The organism is Planococcus ruber, from assembly GCF_022819085.1.
Classification (GTDB): domain Bacteria; phylum Bacillota; class Bacilli; order Bacillales_A; family Planococcaceae; genus Planococcus; species Planococcus ruber.
Genome location: NZ_JALHAG010000001.1, coordinates 1,117,804 through 1,133,921 on the forward strand (window position 1 = coordinate 1,117,804; position 16,118 = coordinate 1,133,921).

The 16,118-nt window shown below is 46.4% G+C and carries 13 protein-coding genes; 11 read left to right on the forward strand and 2 right to left on the reverse strand.

From position 1 onward, the window contains the following. Positions 1-135: 135 nt before the first annotated feature. From MTR82_RS05735 to MTR82_RS05745, 3 genes are read left to right on the forward strand one after another with little or no spacing between them, the layout of a single operon-like run. Entirely contained in the window at positions 136-1,617 is a 1,482-nt protein-coding gene (locus MTR82_RS05735) for an aldehyde dehydrogenase family protein (RefSeq protein ID WP_246808225.1), read from the forward strand. 20 nt (positions 1,618-1,637) lie between these two features. Next, positions 1,638-2,804, forward strand: a complete 1,167-nt coding sequence (locus MTR82_RS05740; RefSeq protein WP_052650581.1) for a saccharopine dehydrogenase family protein — start codon at positions 1,638-1,640, stop codon at positions 2,802-2,804. A gap of 22 nt (positions 2,805-2,826) precedes the next feature. Beyond that, positions 2,827-4,020, forward strand: coding sequence for an acyl-CoA dehydrogenase family protein (locus tag MTR82_RS05745; protein ID WP_246808226.1), 1,194 nt, complete (start codon positions 2,827-2,829; stop codon positions 4,018-4,020). A 34-nt stretch (positions 4,021-4,054) separates the two neighbouring features. On the opposite strand, the gene MTR82_RS05750 is transcribed toward MTR82_RS05745, so the two are convergent. After that, entirely contained in the window at positions 4,055-4,966 is a 912-nt protein-coding gene (locus MTR82_RS05750) for a diacylglycerol/lipid kinase family protein (protein WP_246808228.1), read from the reverse strand. Between the two features lie 124 nt (positions 4,967-5,090). Here MTR82_RS05750 and MTR82_RS05755 point away from each other — a divergent pair, with 124 nt between their 5' ends. From MTR82_RS05755 to MTR82_RS05775, 5 genes are all read left to right on the forward strand, one after another. Further along, on the forward strand, positions 5,091-6,272 hold the full coding sequence (locus tag MTR82_RS05755) for an alanyl-tRNA editing protein (protein WP_246808230.1): 1,182 nt from the start codon (positions 5,091-5,093) through the stop codon (positions 6,270-6,272). A 68-nt stretch (positions 6,273-6,340) separates the two neighbouring features. Then, positions 6,341-8,488, forward strand: coding sequence for a beta-propeller domain-containing protein (locus MTR82_RS05760; RefSeq protein WP_246808232.1), 2,148 nt, complete (start codon positions 6,341-6,343; stop codon positions 8,486-8,488). 99 nt (positions 8,489-8,587) lie between these two features. Next, a complete protein-coding gene (locus tag MTR82_RS05765; RefSeq protein ID WP_052650586.1) occupies positions 8,588-9,727 on the forward strand; it encodes a zinc-dependent alcohol dehydrogenase in 1,140 nt (379 codons plus the stop codon). Positions 9,728-9,807: 80 nt separating this feature from the next. Continuing rightward, on the forward strand, positions 9,808-10,590 hold the full coding sequence (locus MTR82_RS05770) for a threonine/serine exporter family protein (protein ID WP_052650587.1): 783 nt from the start codon (positions 9,808-9,810) through the stop codon (positions 10,588-10,590). A gap of 12 nt (positions 10,591-10,602) precedes the next feature. Beyond that, positions 10,603-11,070 carry a threonine/serine exporter family protein gene (locus tag MTR82_RS05775; RefSeq protein WP_052650588.1) on the forward strand — a complete coding sequence of 156 codons (468 nt, stop codon included), beginning with the start codon at positions 10,603-10,605 and terminating at the stop codon, positions 11,068-11,070. A 204-nt stretch (positions 11,071-11,274) separates the two neighbouring features. Here the strand turns inward: MTR82_RS05775 and MTR82_RS05780 are convergent, their stop codons facing one another. Beyond that, positions 11,275-13,281: an EAL domain-containing protein gene (locus MTR82_RS05780; RefSeq protein WP_052650589.1), complete on the reverse strand. Its 2,007-nt coding sequence runs from the start codon at positions 13,279-13,281 to the stop codon at positions 11,275-11,277. A 175-nt stretch (positions 13,282-13,456) separates the two neighbouring features. On the opposite strand from MTR82_RS05780, the gene MTR82_RS05785 reads away from it, so the two are divergent. From MTR82_RS05785 to MTR82_RS05795, 3 genes are all read left to right on the forward strand, one after another. Next, positions 13,457-14,026: a copper resistance CopC family protein gene (locus MTR82_RS05785; RefSeq protein ID WP_246808234.1), complete on the forward strand. Its 570-nt coding sequence runs from the start codon at positions 13,457-13,459 to the stop codon at positions 14,024-14,026. Then, on the forward strand, positions 14,023-15,084 hold the full coding sequence (locus MTR82_RS05790) for a copper resistance D family protein (RefSeq protein WP_246808237.1): 1,062 nt from the start codon (positions 14,023-14,025) through the stop codon (positions 15,082-15,084). Before MTR82_RS05785 ends, MTR82_RS05790 begins: the two co-directional genes overlap by 4 nt. Positions 15,085-15,174: 90 nt before the next feature. Beyond that, positions 15,175-16,080 carry a DMT family transporter gene (locus MTR82_RS05795; protein WP_246808239.1) on the forward strand — a complete coding sequence of 302 codons (906 nt, stop codon included), beginning with the start codon at positions 15,175-15,177 and terminating at the stop codon, positions 16,078-16,080. The last annotated feature ends 38 nt before the right edge of the window (positions 16,081-16,118 follow it).

A 16,118-nucleotide genomic window follows, 5' to 3' on the forward strand; every position in this document is an offset into this window, starting at 1 on the left:
AGCAGGGCTATTCACATAAAAATTAAATAAAAGAAAATTTTGAATTTTGTTCATAAGGGGTAGGATTCTTTTGGAGCTTATGAAATAATGGGTATGAAAGCGGTTACATATATTTGCAGCGGAGGGGATAGGAACATGAAATTGGTTAACTTTATCAATGGAAAATGGCAAGATCCACAAAATGCAAAATTCACGCCGGTATTAAATCCGGCAACTGGCGAGGGGCTTGCGCAAGTTCAGATGTCGTCAAAAGCAGATGTAGATGAAGCGGCCAGAGCGGCAAAGCTGGCGCAAAAAAAATGGGCTAAGGTTCCTGCTCCTAAACGAGCAGATTATTTATACGAAATTGGCCGTTTAATGAAAGAAAGAAAAGAACATTTGGCGCAAGTGCTCACGAAAGAGATGGGCAAAGTAATTGAAGAAGGGCGCGGAGAAGTGCAAGAAGGAATTGATATGGCTTATTATATGGCAGGTGAAGGACGACGGCTGTTTGGCGAAACCACGCCATCAGAGCTCGCCGATAAATTCGCGATGAGCGTGCGTGCGCCAATAGGTGTTGTAGGCCTCATCACTCCGTGGAATTTCCCAGTCGCCATTGCTACATGGAAATCTTTTCCGGCGATTGTTGGAGGAAATACGTTCTTGTGGAAACCCGCTACAGAAACGCCGATGATGGCGTATGAAATGGGGAAAATTTTTGAAGAAGTCGGCCTTCCGGAAGGCGTTGCTAATATCGTCTTTGGCGCTGGATCTGAAGTTGGAACGGCCATGATTGAACATCCGGACATCCGGGTTATTTCATTTACGGGTTCTACGGATACAGGTCGGCAAGTAGCGGAAATGGGCGGCCGCCATCTTAAGAAAGTCTCTCTTGAAATGGGCGGAAAAAATGCAGTGATTGTCATGGAAGATGCCGACCTCGATCTGGCGGTTGAAGGGATACTTTGGAGTGCTTTCGGAACAGCCGGACAGCGATGCACAGCCTGCAGCAGGGTCATTGTCCACAAAGACGCAAAAGAAGAACTGCAAAATCGCCTCTTGGAAAAAATGAAAACGTTGACGATTGGTGATGGAACAGATGAATCCGTAAAAGTGGGACCGGTAATCAATCAAAAAGCGTTGGAGAAAATCCATTCCTATGTAGAAATTGGGCAACAGGAGGGCGCAACGCTGCTTGTTGGCGGTGAAATCCTTAAAGGCGGCGCTTATGATAAAGGGAACTATTACGCACCGACATTGTTTACAGATGTCACGCCTGAAATGCGCATCGCTCAGGAAGAAATTTTCGGACCCGTCGTTTCGATCATCGAAGTCGGTGGATTTGATGAAGCGATTGAAGTGAATAATGGCGTTATTTATGGGCTGTCCAGTTCGATTTATACGGCAGATGTCAATCGGGTCTTTAAAGCACAGCGCGACCTGGATACGGGCATTGTCTACATTAACGCTGGGACAACCGGGGCTGAAATCCACTTGCCGTTCGGGGGCACGAAAGGAACAGGCAACGGCCATCGGGATTCCGGAGTTGCAGCCCTGGACGTGTTTACGGAATGGAAGAGCATCTATGTCGACTACAGTGGAAAATTGCAGCGTGCACAAATTGATAATGATATCTGAATCCGGAAAGGGGAATGACGATGAAAGTCGCAGTATTGGGTGCAGGATTAATGGGGAAACAGGCAGCAGGGGATTTGATTGCCAATGAAAAAGTGGAAAAAGTGTTTTTAGCAGATTTAAATGTGGCGCAGGCTGATTTGTTCGTTGAACATTTAGGCAGCGCAAAGATTGAAGCCGTTTATTTAGATGCCAATGATGATGAGGCTTTGAAAGCAGTCATTTCGAAAGCGGATGTAGTCATCAATGCGCTATTTTATACATTTAACGAAAAAGTTGCACGATTGGCGATTGAATGCGGCGTGCACTCCGTTGATTTAGGCGGGCATATCGGAGGGGCAACAGACGCCGTATTGGGTATGCACGAAGAAGCGGAGAAGAAAGGCGTGACGCTGATTCCGGATTTAGGGGTAGCTCCGGGCATGATCAATATCCTGACGGGATACGGAGCGAGCAAACTTGATCGGGTCCAAGACATTAAATTGTATGTCGGCGGAATTCCGGTAAATCCCGAACCGCCGCTGGAATATAACCATGTTTTTTCACTCGATGGCGTATTCGACCATTATACCGATCCTTCCCACGTGATTCGCCGAGGCGAACTGCTGGAAGTGGATTCCTTGTCGGAAATTGAGCACATTGAATTTGAAGGTTTTGGGGAGCTCGAAGCCTTCCATACTTCCGGCGGAACTTCGACATTGACGGAAACTTTTGAAGACGTGGACACATTGGAGTACAAGACGCTTCGCTATAAAGGGCATGCCGAAAAGTTCCAGCTGCTGGTCGATTTAGGATTTACAGATCGAGACAGAACGGTGTCGATTAACGGCAATGAAATCAAGCTGAGAGATGTACTAAGGGAAGTGTTGGCGCCAATCACAGAGCTCGGCGATAAACAGGATGCTGTGCTCCTGCGGGTGCTCGTTTCAGGATTGAAAAATGATGAAGCGTTAACGTATGAATATACGATGATTACGGTGAGAGACCAGGAAACGGGCGTCACAGCAATGGCGCGGGCTACTGCCTATACGATTTCCGCCGTTGCCCAGATGATCGGCGAAGGGATTATTGACAGAAGAGGTTCTTATCCGCCGGAATTGATCGTTCCGGGAGCTGAATATATTCAAGAAATGGCAAAGCGTGGAGTGGAAATCAAAGAAACGGTTCATCGCTCAGCTTATCAAAGCTGAGGCATGAAAGGAGAGGGCTGTTGTGGATTTCGATTTTTCATCTGAACAAATGCTTTTGAGGCAAACCGTTAGAAAGTTTGTCGATGATGAAATTTTGCCCCATATTGCTGAATGGGATGCAGGAGGTGCCTTTGATCCTGCAATCTGGAAGCGGCTTGCGGATCTGGGGCTGATGGGCGTATGCATTCCGGAAAAATATGGCGGAAGCGGCATGGATTATAATTCCTTGGCGATCGTTTGTGAAGAACTTGAACGGGGGGATACTGCTTTTCGTACAGCAGTTTCGGTTCATACAGGTTTGAATTCCATGTCTCTTTTGCAGTGGGGAACTGAAGAACAAAAAGAACAATTTTTGGTTCCTCAGGCAAAAGGCGAGAAAATCGGGGCATTCGGTTTAACGGAGCCGGGCGCCGGATCGGACGTTGCAGCGCTTTCGACGACGGCTAAACGCGAAGGCGATGAATACGTTTTGAATGGCCAAAAAACGTGGATCTCTTTATGCGATGTGGCTGACCATTTTATTGTTTTTGCCTATACCGATAAATCATTGAAGCATAAAGGGATCAGCGCCTTCATTGTTGAGCGTACGAGGGAAGGATTTTCTTCCAAAGCGATTAAAGGGAAATACGGGATCCGCTCCGGAAATACAGGGGAACTATTCTTTGAAGACGTGCGCATTCCCGCCAGTAACCGTCTGGGTGAAGAAGGGGAAGGCTTTAAAATTGCCATGGCTTCATTGGACAACGGACGCTTTACCGTCGCTGCAGGTGCTTGCGGCTTATTGATGGCCTGCATTGAAGAAAGCGTCAAGTATTGCCAGATGCGTTCGACATTCGGCAAACCGATTGGCGAACATCAATTGGTCCAGCAAATGATTGCCAAAATGGAAGCCGGTTTTCAGATGAGCCGATTGCTCGTCTATCGAGCAGGTGAAATGAAAAACAAAGGAATCCGGAATACGCGGGAAACTTCACTCGCTAAATGGCAGGCTTGCGATTTCGCCAACCAGGCAGCGGATGACGCTGTGCAGATCCACGGCGCATATGGCTATTCGGACGAATATCCGGTGGCCCGTTTCTTGCGGAATTCCAAAGCTCCAGTCATTTACGAAGGAACGCGCGAAATCCATACTTTGATGCAAGCGGATTATGTGCTTGGAAAACGCGAAGACCGAAAACTGAACCGGATGCTGCCGGCTTGGCCATTCGAAGACTAAAAAAACCGGCCTCTTTGCGGGCCGGCATTCTTCTTTAAAATGCTTGTTCCTGCGGTTTCGGGACAAGCATTTTTATATTTTGAGGCTGCATTTTAATTTCTAAAGGCGTCTTCAGGTAAATCTCTCCGTCCGTATCCACATCCATTTCCGCTTCCGTTTTAAGGACGATGTTCTTTCCTTTGAAATGGGTGATATGTTCCAGTTCATCTGTCACCGTATCCGGTTGGGAAAGCGAGAACCATTCACGTATGGCCGCGATAGAAGAGGTCTGAATAACAAAGACATCAAGCAGTCCATCGGTTGGATCAATCTCGGCTAAAGGAAACATATGGGTGCCGATCGATTTGCCGTTCATGACTAAGACAAGAACAGCATTTTCATTATAGGGAACGCCGTCAATTTCCAAAGAAACGGCAAAACTTTCCGCTTGTCGGATCATTTGCAGGGCACTCATGAAATAGCTGAGCTTCCCGTAGCGTTCTTTTAAATTCGGATCAATATTCGATGAAGCATCCGTGATCAAGCCGATGCCGGCGAAATTCAAGAAAGAATGGTTGTTGGCCAAAGCGATATCCACGTTCTTGACTTCTCCATCTGCCAACGCTTGTGCAGCTTCATCGAGTGAAATCGGAATTTCCAAAGTCCGTGCAAAATCATTGCACGTGCCTCCCGGCAAAATTCCTAAAATGGGTGCATCTTCTAAGTTGCAGAGGGCTTGGACAGCGGAATGCACAGTGCCGTCGCCGCCTGCCACAAACAGCACATCAGCGGAATCCGCATAGCTTATGCAGGCTTCTTCAAATTCTTCTTTCGTCTCTGTTTGAACCAAGGTGAGCTGCTTTGATGCTTTCGCCAGCGGGCTGATGACCAATGGCAAAATCTCCTGGTTCATGGACGCTCCTGCTGCTCCGTTATACAATAAAACCGAACGTTCAAATCTCGGCATTTCATTTCCTCCTAAATGGCTTGCTGCAATAGTTGAATTTCGTTTCTTACAGAATGTTTTCCACTAAGCAACAAATCATAAACTCAAGCATTGGCTTTTAACTCAAAGGAAAGAAGGTATTCACATGACTGAAAAATTGTATTATCAGGATCCGGAAATAAAAAAGGCAACTGTCCAAGTAATTGGAAATGGCCAAAACGGCATCGGTTTCTATGCCATTTTAGATCAGACGTGCTTTTATCCGGAAGGCGGCGGCCAGCCTGGCGACATCGGCAAAATTGGAGAAATCCAAGTAACCGACGTCCAAACTGTAGACGGGGAAATTCTTCATTATACAGAAGCCCTCATTCCATATGGCCAGTACGAAGCTGAAATTGATTGGAAAAGAAGGTATGACCATATGCAGCAGCATGCGGGACAACATGTGCTGAGTGCGGTTTTTGACGATTTCCACCAAATGAAAACGACAAGTTTTCATCTGGGAGAAGAGCGGGTGTCGATTGATTTGAATACACCTTCTATTGATGAGGCGACTATTAAAGCGGTTGAAAAGAAAGCGAATGATGTGATTCGGCGGCACTTGCCAATCGAAACGGAGTGGGTGGCAAAAGAGCAGGCGAAAGAAATGAACCTTCGGAAACCTCCCGCAGTGGAAGGCGATATCCGTTTAGTCTCCATCGAGGGAGTGGATTTGAATGCGTGCGGGGGAACCCATCCAAAAAATACGGCTGAGATCGGCCTTATCAAACTGATTGCCGATGAAAAAGCGAAAGGCGGAACGAGGGTTTACTTTTTATGCGGAGACCGCGCCATGAGTTATTTTCAGCTACTGGCGGAAACCTCCGATGAATTGGTGAAGCTATTAAATGCGCCGGTCAAGGAATTAGGAAATGCTGCCTCAGACTTGTTAAAAGAAAAAGCGGCAAACGAGAAAAAAATGAAAGAGCTGCACCAGCAGCTTCTGGAAAAAGAAGCGGAAAGCTTGGCTTCTGAAGCCGGAACAGTTATTGAACAAATTTTTCATGGACGTCCCATCAAAGAAGTTCAGCAGTTGGCTCGCCTGGTCATTGCGCAGAATCCGGGCGCCTATCTCTTGTTCATTTCAATGGAAGGTGAAGATGTCCGTTTTGTCGGCGCGAAAGGAGAGCATGCGGAAGGGAATATGAAAGCGATGCTGCCTGAATTATTGGCATTGACGGATGGAAAAGGCGGCGGAAACGCGGGATTTGTGCAAGGCGGCGGCAAATCAGCAGCATCTCCAGAAGTTTTCCTGGAGACCTTCCGGAAGGCCCTGAAAATTACATAATAAATTCTGTAACTTTTTTTCCACACTTCTGTCTAATGGATAAAGGCGGATGAAAGGGCGGGATTAAGATGAAGAAAAGGAGTTTGTTGCTGATCGCAGCAGCGGCACTTGCGATGATTGGACTGACTGTGGCGTTTATGATGGATAAAGTCACAGTCAGTGCTTCTTCCATTGCCTTAGCTGACCAAGGATGGAAGGCGAATTTTTCTTCGCCGCTGAAGCCGGATGCGATTGAAAAAGGTGATTTGTATTTAATCAATGCGAGCGGAGAACCGGTCGATGCGGAAATGATGCTCCTTAAAAACGGCAAGACAGTTGAAATTCCTTTGCTGGCCCCGGGTGAATACAAGCTCCATATTAAAAAAGCTGCGGTTAAAGGAAGCTTATTAAAGAGCCTGGCCCTCTCAGAAGTTTCTTTTGTTGTCCAAGAGGAATTGGAGACACTTTCAAATGCAGATGAGTTGAAAGCTTATTTTGCCCGGTTGCTAGACTTGCAGCAGCAAAGTGATGGGAGTATGGCGGTCAGCGGTTCTGCTGACTCCATGGCTTCCGAAGAATCGAGCTCGGCGGATGCTGCCGGCGGTGAAGGCGGAGATTTTTCTTCTACGAATAACCAAGTGGAAGGGGTAGATGAAGCAGATCTTGTGAAAACAGACGGTTCTTTCATTTATTCCATCAGTGATTCTTCAGTGGTGATATCGGATGTCAGAAATCCGGCAGAAATGAATGTAGCCGCCAAGCTTCTGTTTAAGCAAGATATGTATCCGCAGCAATTGTTTTTGTCTGGAAACACGCTGGTCGTTCTGGGAAGCCAATATTCCGTTTTGCCGACCGAAGGCAAAATCAATGATTATCAGCGGCATGTCGGCCTGACTTCGGTTTATTTATACGATATTCAAAATCCCGCCTCTCCACAGCTGATCCGTGAATTCGGGACGGAAGGGGATTTAAACGGTGCGCGGCTGACGGAAAAGATGCTGTATTTCGTTACGAATGTATATCCTGATTACTGGATGATGGAAAGCCAAAAAGATCCTGAATTGCGGCCCCATCATTACGATTCACAAAAAAACGAAGATTTGCAGCCGATGCCGTATGATAATTTATCGATTCTCCCAGGAACCATGGAAGGCCGCTACAGTGTCATCACGGCGATCGATTTAACGAACCCGACTGAAAATTCCATTTCAACTGACGGCTACCTGGGCGGAAGTGAACAGATGTATATGAATGCTGAAAATCTGTACATTACAGCTTCCGTGTATATGCCAATTGACGAAGCGGAAGAAGACAATGACTTGGACATGTCTGTCTGGCAGCCGCAATCTGCCAATACGGAAATCTTTAAATTCCATTTGGAAGGAGATGGCGTAAAGTTTGTCGCCTCCAATGAAGTCGCAGGAACGCTGCTGAACCAATTTTCAATGGATGAATACAACGGCTATTTCCGGGTGGTTACGACGGAAGGGTTTACTTGGGACGAAGCAGCGCCTTCCAAAAACCATCTGTTTGTTTTGGATGGCGGCATGAAGCAAATAGGGTCTGTAGAAGATTTGGCACAGGGAGAGCGAATCTATTCAGCCCGGTTCATGGGCGATAAAGCATACATGTTCACATTTAAAGAAACCGATCCTTTATTCGTCATCGACGTCTCAGCTCCATCATCGCCTAAAGTGTTAGGGGAATTAAAAATCCCTGGCTTTTCAAACTATCTTCACCCTTTGGATGAAAACCATTTGATCGGATTTGGCTATGACACCAAACTCGAGCCGGTCAAAGGAGAAGAGCCGCGGGTGGTGACCGGCGGCATGAAGATTTCTCTGTTTGATGTCAGCGATTTCAGCAATCCGCTGGAAAAAGATGCGGAAATCATTGGCGGTCCGGGAACGTATTCCCCGCTGCAATACGATCATAAGGCCCTCTTTACCCATAAAGAATCCAATCTTTACGGATTCCCGGTTGCTGAATATGCAGAAGGCGAAAATGACTCGATCCTATTCCAGGGCTCGGGTGCGATGCTCTTTGAAATAACGCCTGATGGAATTGAAAAAGCGGCGGATTTTATGAAAGAAGCCTCTATGCAATATGAAGACTGGGAGAAGAGCGTTCAACGCATTCTCTATATTGAGGACCGTTTGTACACCGTCGCTAATAGTGAGATAAGCAGTTATGGCTTGGCGGATTTCAACTTGATCCAAACTTTAAGCTATAAATAATCAGTGCGGGGAAGAAAATCCTTCTCCGTACTTTTTTGACGTTTTTATTTACTTGAAACAGGGAACAAGTGAAGTATTCTGAATAATGGAGGGATATGGATGAAGGCAGTAACGTTTCAAGGCGTCAAAGACATGAGAGTCAAGAATGTGAAGGATCCCGAATTACTGAAGAAAGACGATATTATCGTGAAAATCACTTCTACAGCAATTTGCGGTTCGGATTTGCACATGTATCAAGGGGCATTGCCGGCAAGAAAAGACTATGTGATAGGGCATGAACCGATGGGGATTGTCGAAGAAGTCGGGCCGGAAGTCACGAAAGTGAAAAAAGGCGACCGTATTGTTTTGCCATTTAACGTAAGTTGCGGACAATGCCATTATTGTACCCACGATATGGAAAGCCAGTGCGATAATTCAAACGGAAATCCGCATTTTGATACAGGCGGCTATTTCGGCTTTACTGAACGTTACGGGAACTATCAAGGCGGACAAGCTGAGTACTTGCGCGTTCCTTATGGAAACTTCCTGCCATTCGTCATTCCGGAATCATCAGAATTAGAAGATGAGTCGGTCCTATTCCTGTCGGACGTTCTTCCGACTGCTTGGTGGAGTGTTGAGCATTCTGGTGTGAAGCCAGGAGATACAGTCGTAGTATTAGGCTGCGGGCCAATTGGTTTAATGACTCAGAAATTTGCATGGATGAAAGGCGCAAAACGCGTGATTGCAGTGGATGAAATTCCATACCGCATGCAAAAGGCGAAAGAAATGAACAACGTTGAAGTTTTCGATTTCTCCCAGCATGATAATATGGGAGCCTATATCCACGAAATCACTAGCGGCGGCGCGCATGTCGTTATTGACTGCGTCGGCATGGACGGCAAGAAATCAGCGGCAGAAGCTGTGCAGCAGAAATTAAAACTGCAAGGCGGTACATTAAGCGCCATTGATATTGCAAAAGATGCAGTAAGCAAATTCGGTACGATTCAATTGACTGGTGTTTACGGCTTAAATTACAATATGTTCCCGCTTGGCAATATTTTCGAACGAAATGTTACGATGAAAATGGGGCAAGCACCTGTTGTCCACTTGATGCCAATGCTTTATGAGAAAATCGAGAAAGGGGAATTTGATCCTCGAGAAATCATTTCCCATATTATGCCGCTTGAGAAAGCCAGCGAAGCTTATCAGATTTTCAACGACCATACAGACGACTGTACAAAAGTTATTTTGAAACCTTAAATGTGAATAATGGGAATACAAAGTATAAACGCCTCTGCATCAAGAGGCGTTTATATTTTTGCATGGATGCGTTATGATGAATGGTGAAAAGTAAGGAGGGAAAGCATGTGGCTGAAATTGGAGAGACAAGGCGCGAGCTTGCCCTGGATTGTTTTTTATTGGCTGGGAAGATTTTGATGGAAAATGGTGCCGAAACCTATCGGGTGGAAGACACGATGATCCGGATGGCGGTTTCGCAAAAAATGACGCATTCGCATTGTTTTGTTACGCCGACAGGCATTATGTTTTCGCCGACGGAGGAAATGGCTACCCGTTTTGTTCGCATTAACGACCGGCAAACCGATTTAGAGCGCGTGGCATTGGTCAATGCGGTATCGCGCCGTTTGGTAGCCGGAGAATACACTTTGCAAAAAGCCTACGAGGAATTGCAAATCATCGATCAGACAAATTATAAGTTTCATATAGGGCTGCAAATTTTGGCGGCTGCAATGGCAAGCGGCTGTTTCCTAATTTTGCTTGGCGGCAGCTGGAGCGATTTGCCGTTTGCTTTCGTATTTGGCGGAACAGGTTTCATCATTGTTGAAACGATTTTGATCCAAACGCGCGTCAAGTTCTTTGCGGAATTTATCGGTGCATTGGCCATCGGAATTCTTGCACTGCTTGCTGTGCATTCAGGTTATGGAACCGATCTCGACACTATCATTATCGGTTCGATCATGCCGTTGGTGCCCGGGCTATTGATCACAAATGCCGTACGCGATTTGATGGCCGGCCATTTCGTTTCTGGCCTGTCAAAAGGAGCGGAAGCTTTTTTAACGGCTTTTGCGATTGGCGCAGGGATTGCATTGGTACTGTCATTTTAAAGGGGGGATTGGATGAATTGGCCATTAGAAGCATTTCTTAGTTTTTTGGCCGCCGGCTCATTTGGCGTCATTTTCAATACTCCTCGCAGAACATTGTTCAGCTGTGGATTGGTCGGAATGACCGGCTGGCTGATTTACCGGAGTTACGTATTGGTTTTGGATGATCCCACCCAGGCTTCTTTCGCTGGGGCATTCGGCGTGGCGCTGGTGGCCCATTTATTGGCTAAAAAGTTCAAGATGCCAATGATTATCTTTAGTGTGGCGGGCATCATTCCGTTGGTTCCGGGAAGCAAAGCCTATAACGCTATGCGCAATATTGTGGAGAATAATTATTTGGAGGCCATCACGTATGCTTCGGAAGCCTTGATGATTTCCGGTGCAGTCGCCATGGGGCTGGTGTTTGCAGAAGTATTGATGCAGCTCTTTTTCAAGCGGCAGGCAAAACGCATCCAAAGAAAAATCGGCATGACCCAAAACTGAAGTTTGGGACATGCCGATTTTTTAGTTTTTAGGTGTTGAAGCGGAAAGGCCGCGGCTTTCAAGGCGGCTCCGCTTTTCTTATTGTCCAGCTGCGGTGGCCAGCCTCTCGGATCATAAGCCGTCCCGGCTGTGCGGCAAAGAACGCCGCTTCGCCGGTTCGTCTTATGACTTTCGAGGCTAACCGGCCACCTCCGCTTTTCTATACTAATTCAACCATTTCTCCAATTCTTTCGCTTCCATTGGATGCCCGGTGATGAAGCCTTGGATCATGTCGCAGTTCATCGCACGCAAAAGTTCCAGCTGTTCATTGGTTTCGACGCCTTCGGCTACGACCTGGAAGTCCAAACTCTTGCCGAATTGAATCATGCCTTTGATCATTTTCTGCATTTTTTCTTGTTTCGTGATGGATTGGATAATGGCCCGATCGATTTTCAAGCTTGAAATCGGCAGCATCAGCATATAACGGAATGATGCATAGCCTGTTCCAAAATCATCAAGCGCAAACGAAATGCCTGCCTGGTTTAATTGCTTCATCTGTTTGATGATGGAGCGTTCTGCTTCTGCTTCCAATGCAAATTTTTCGGTGATTTCGATGGTCAAAGCGCTTGGGTCGCAGCTATTCAACTGGATTTGTTCCAAGAGGGACTTCGCCATATCTTTATCACGGAATTCACGGATCGATGAGTTGATGCTGACGTTCATGTGGATGCCGCGGGAATTCCAGTCTTTTATCTGTGCGCAAACTGTTTCAAGGACGAACATGCCGATTTCGTGGATCATGCCATTTTCCTCAGCAATCGGAATCAGTTCTTCCGGAGTGACGATGCCGACTTCCGAATCTTCCCAGCGCACCAAAGCTTCGACGCGCTCGACGATGCCGGTGCTCAAATTGACTTGCGGCTGATACATTAAATGCAGATTATGGCGATCCAATGCATGGATCAGGCGTTTTTCAATCATGGATTTGCGGTTCAGCCGTTCATGGTCATCTGAAGTCAAAGCTGAAATCGCACTGCCGCCGCGTTCTTTTACTTTTTTGATGGTGACATGTGAAGCTTTGATCAAGTGGACGAAGGATTGCTGATCTTCCGGATAGCGCGTGATGGCACCGCTCACCGTCAATGGAATCGCCGTCCCTTGGATATAGATCGGATGCTGCTGCAGATAATGCAGGAATCCTTCGATAAACCAATTGCTGAGCGGCGTGATCAATGCAAATTCATGCAGTCCGGCCCGTGTAATGATCGAATCAGAAAAATACATGCGCAGGCGTTTCGTGAATTCGCTTAACAATTCGTTTTCAGTATCTGTATCGGAAACGTCGCGCAGTGTATAAAAGCGGTCAATATCAAAGAAAACGAATGAAAAATGCTTGCCTTCCTTAATATGGTCGTTGACGACCTGTTCAAGGCGGTGGCGGTTTTCAAGCCCGGTAATTGGGTCGATAAAGGCAATTTCTTCTAGATGGTGCTGGGCTTTTTTAGCTTCCGTGATGTCTTTTTCCAGGAAGATGTAATACGTATCATCTCCTTTTAAATCCATCGGAATCGCTGTCAGCTCCACCCAATATTCTTCGCCGTCTTTTTTCAGCTTCTTCGCCTGGCCGTTCCATACTTTGCCGCTTCTTAATGTGCTGACTAAGTTTTCAACAAAGCTGACATCTTCACTTTCTTCGCCGAACATTTGCCAAATTGGCTTGCCGAGAATGCGTTTTGGCGTCCATTTGCTTAGTTTCAAAAATAATGGATTGGCATAGGTAATCAAGAATTCTTCATCAAAATACAGCAGCATGAATGAAGCGTCCAAACCATCGCGCAGGCTGTTTAATTCGCGGCTGGCCGATATCTCTTCTGTGGATTCGTCCACTTCGAAAACAGACATCACAAACCGCTCATTGCCCGAGGCGAATGCTTTGGTCACAATAGTCGTATACGTACGTGTTCCATCCCCAAGGCCGACTTCCACCTCTTCAAAACGGATCGGCTCTTTGCTATGTATGATGTTGTCCCATGTTTGCTTGTAAAGAGCTGCTTTTTCGGGATTCATGTAAGGATATAATGTCCCTTTTATCGTTTCAGGTTCTAATTGAAATACACGTTCCGCATGACGGTTGCACCATACCACAAGTCCGTCTTTATCCATGATGATGATGGGAAAAGGGATATGGTTAAAAACCAGGTTGTCGGAAAGTATTTGTTGCAATTCGCTCATGCCATGACGCTCCTTCTCGTAAGTCTAACTTCATTATAGAGAAGAAAAGGACTATCGTCATCCTTTTCCCAATTTTTGTATCAATTATTTTACTATACATTAACTATATTTATTGTAGCAATCATGAGAGAATGGGGGAAGAAAAAATGAAAAAATTGAAAGAAGTGAAGTATGCATGAAAAAAATTGCCATTATGTCTATCTTATTCATTTTTATTTTGCCATTTACGGCATTGGGCCACACCACATTGACTGCCTCGAATCCTGCTGAGGGAGAAGTGTTGTCGGTGCAGCCGGAAAAAATTGAACTGGAATTTGGAACCGTAATCGAAGAAGGCAGTTCCATGACGTTAAAGGGTCCGGAAGCATCCGTTGAGTTAAGTGAAATATCTGTTTCCGATAATCTGATGACGGGTGAAGTAACAGGCGAATTGCCGAATGGCCAGTATATTATTGACTGGAAAATTATCGGGGAGGACGGCCATCCGATTGAAGGGCAGATTCTTTTCGGAGTCGATGCTGAAGCGCCTGAAGAAGAAGTTTCGGAAGAAGCGGCTGACGAAGAGCCGGCCGTGGAAGAAGAGACGGCCGTGGAAGAAGAGACGGCTGAAAAAGAAATGGCGGAAGCGGCCGAAACCGCACAAAGCGAAGATGAAAGCAGCAACAGTTGGGTTACTGTATTGATTGTTGCGGCAATTATTTTAGTCGCAGCGGGAATGATGAAGCTCATGAAGAATAAACGATGATCGCTTTTACGGCATTGTCTGATGTTTTCGTATACATTGCATTTTCGTATTTGGCAGGCTCGATTGTTTTAACATTTGTACCGGCTGCGAAAAAGCCGGTTCTCCGTGAATCGAAAGTTCTTGAACTGTTGAGCGTAGGGGCTATTGCTGTGTTTTCTTTGGCGCCGGTCATTGAGTTGACGAATTTTCTTGCGGACGGCCAAAGTTGGCCGGCTGTTTTCTTTTCGGTGCTTACGGATTACCGGACAGGCCATGGATGGATCGTGACAGGCCTATTCTGTGTCCTTTTAGCGGCAGCTATTTGGTTCAACGTTTCAAAACACATCACCGTGTATTTTTTAGGTATTCTCCTATTAGCGGTCGGCTATTTCAGCCATGTTTCGACAGTGAATCTATGGGGCGGGTTTGCGAGCCATACCATCCATTTTCTTGCTATGTCTGTTTGGACAGGGATTTTGCTGCACGTTTCCTGGTTTGCGGAAAGCAAAACGGAATGGCGGAATTTTCTTTCCTGGTTTACGCCGTTTGCAATCGCTTGTGTCGCCGTCTTGTTTGCTAGCGGCATTGCGATCATGCTGTTTTTCGTCGAGCCGTCGCAATATGCCCGCTCGTGGGCATTGCCTTATGGCCAGCTCCTGCTGCTGAAGCATTTGAGCATCGTTCCGTTGCTTGCCGCAGCAGCGATCAATGGCTTTTTGAATAAGCGGAAATTATACGAACGGGCCTGGCTCCGTGTGGAAAGCGGCTTACTTCTCTTCGTATTCCTGTTTACAGCCTTTATGAGCAAGCAAGCGCCGCCGCATAACATCAACAATACGTTCAGATCGGAAGGGCCGGCTCCATTTTTGGAAATGCTGAAAGGCCCAATTTATATTCCAATCGATGGAAGCTGGGATTTATCGGTCAATGGCATATTGCTGATCGTGCTTGGGCTATTGCTCCTCGCTATGATGGTTATTGGCTATAAACGCACGCTTTCGCCCTGGCTGTCGATTTTATGCGGAAGCGGATTTATCATTGCTTCTTATATCGGTTTAATGTTAAATATATCTTATTGAAAAAAGCAGTGCAGCGGCAGTGATGGTTAGTCAATAAAAACTGGAACCAATCTCCCGGGATTGGTTTTTCATATGGAAAGGAGTGAGAGGATGGAACGTTTGAAAGGGATCGCTATGATTCTATCAGGAGCGATGCTATGGGGCGCGACAGGCCCTTTAATGGAGTGGACAATGGCAGAGTTCGGCATTTCAGTTTCGTTCTTACTGACCATTCGCCTAACCGTTGCAGGATTGCTCCTATTGCTTTTCCTGAAGCTGAAAAAAGTTAGGGTAACAGCCATCTTCAGGGGGAAGATCTGGATCTTGCCGTTGATCATCTTTGCCTTATTCGGCATGCTTGGTGTGCAATTTAGTTTTGTTGCAGCCATCGAAGCGAGCGATGCGGTAGTTGCGACCTTGCTGCAATTTCTAGCGCCGATTTACATCATCTTATTCATTTCGCTGCGCCAGCGAAAATGGCCGCCGGGTTATCAAGTGGTCGGGATGATCGGAACATTGGCCGGACTGTTTTTGCTGTTGACGAATGGCCAGCCGACGCAATTGATTATTAGCGGCGAAGCGCTGTTCTGGGGAATTCTCGTTGGGCTGACGTTTGCTTTTTACACTTTATATCCCGCAAGGCTGATGCAGGAATGGGGCGTGCTGCTCGTAGTTGGCTGGTCGATGCTGTTTGGGGGGGTTTTTCTCGGCTTGGCGAATCCGATTTTCCTTTCGGACGAATGGCCGAAGCTGTCGCAAGGCGGGCTGGTTCTCGCAATCTGTACAATCATCGTCATCGGCACGATTGCTTTTGTCCTGTTTTTAAGCAGCATGCGCTATATCACAGCTGTCGAAACGAGCATTCTTTCTTCCTTCGAACCGCTGACCGCTATGGTGATTTCAGTCTTTTGGTTCAATCAGCTGCTGGCGCCGCTCCAACTTGCAGGAGCGCTCATCATGCTTGTTTTCGTTACATGGCTGTCACTCGCCGGTGAGAAGAAAACAAAAGAAGTTTAAAAACATACATAAACTTGGAAAAGAGGGGATGCAAAAAA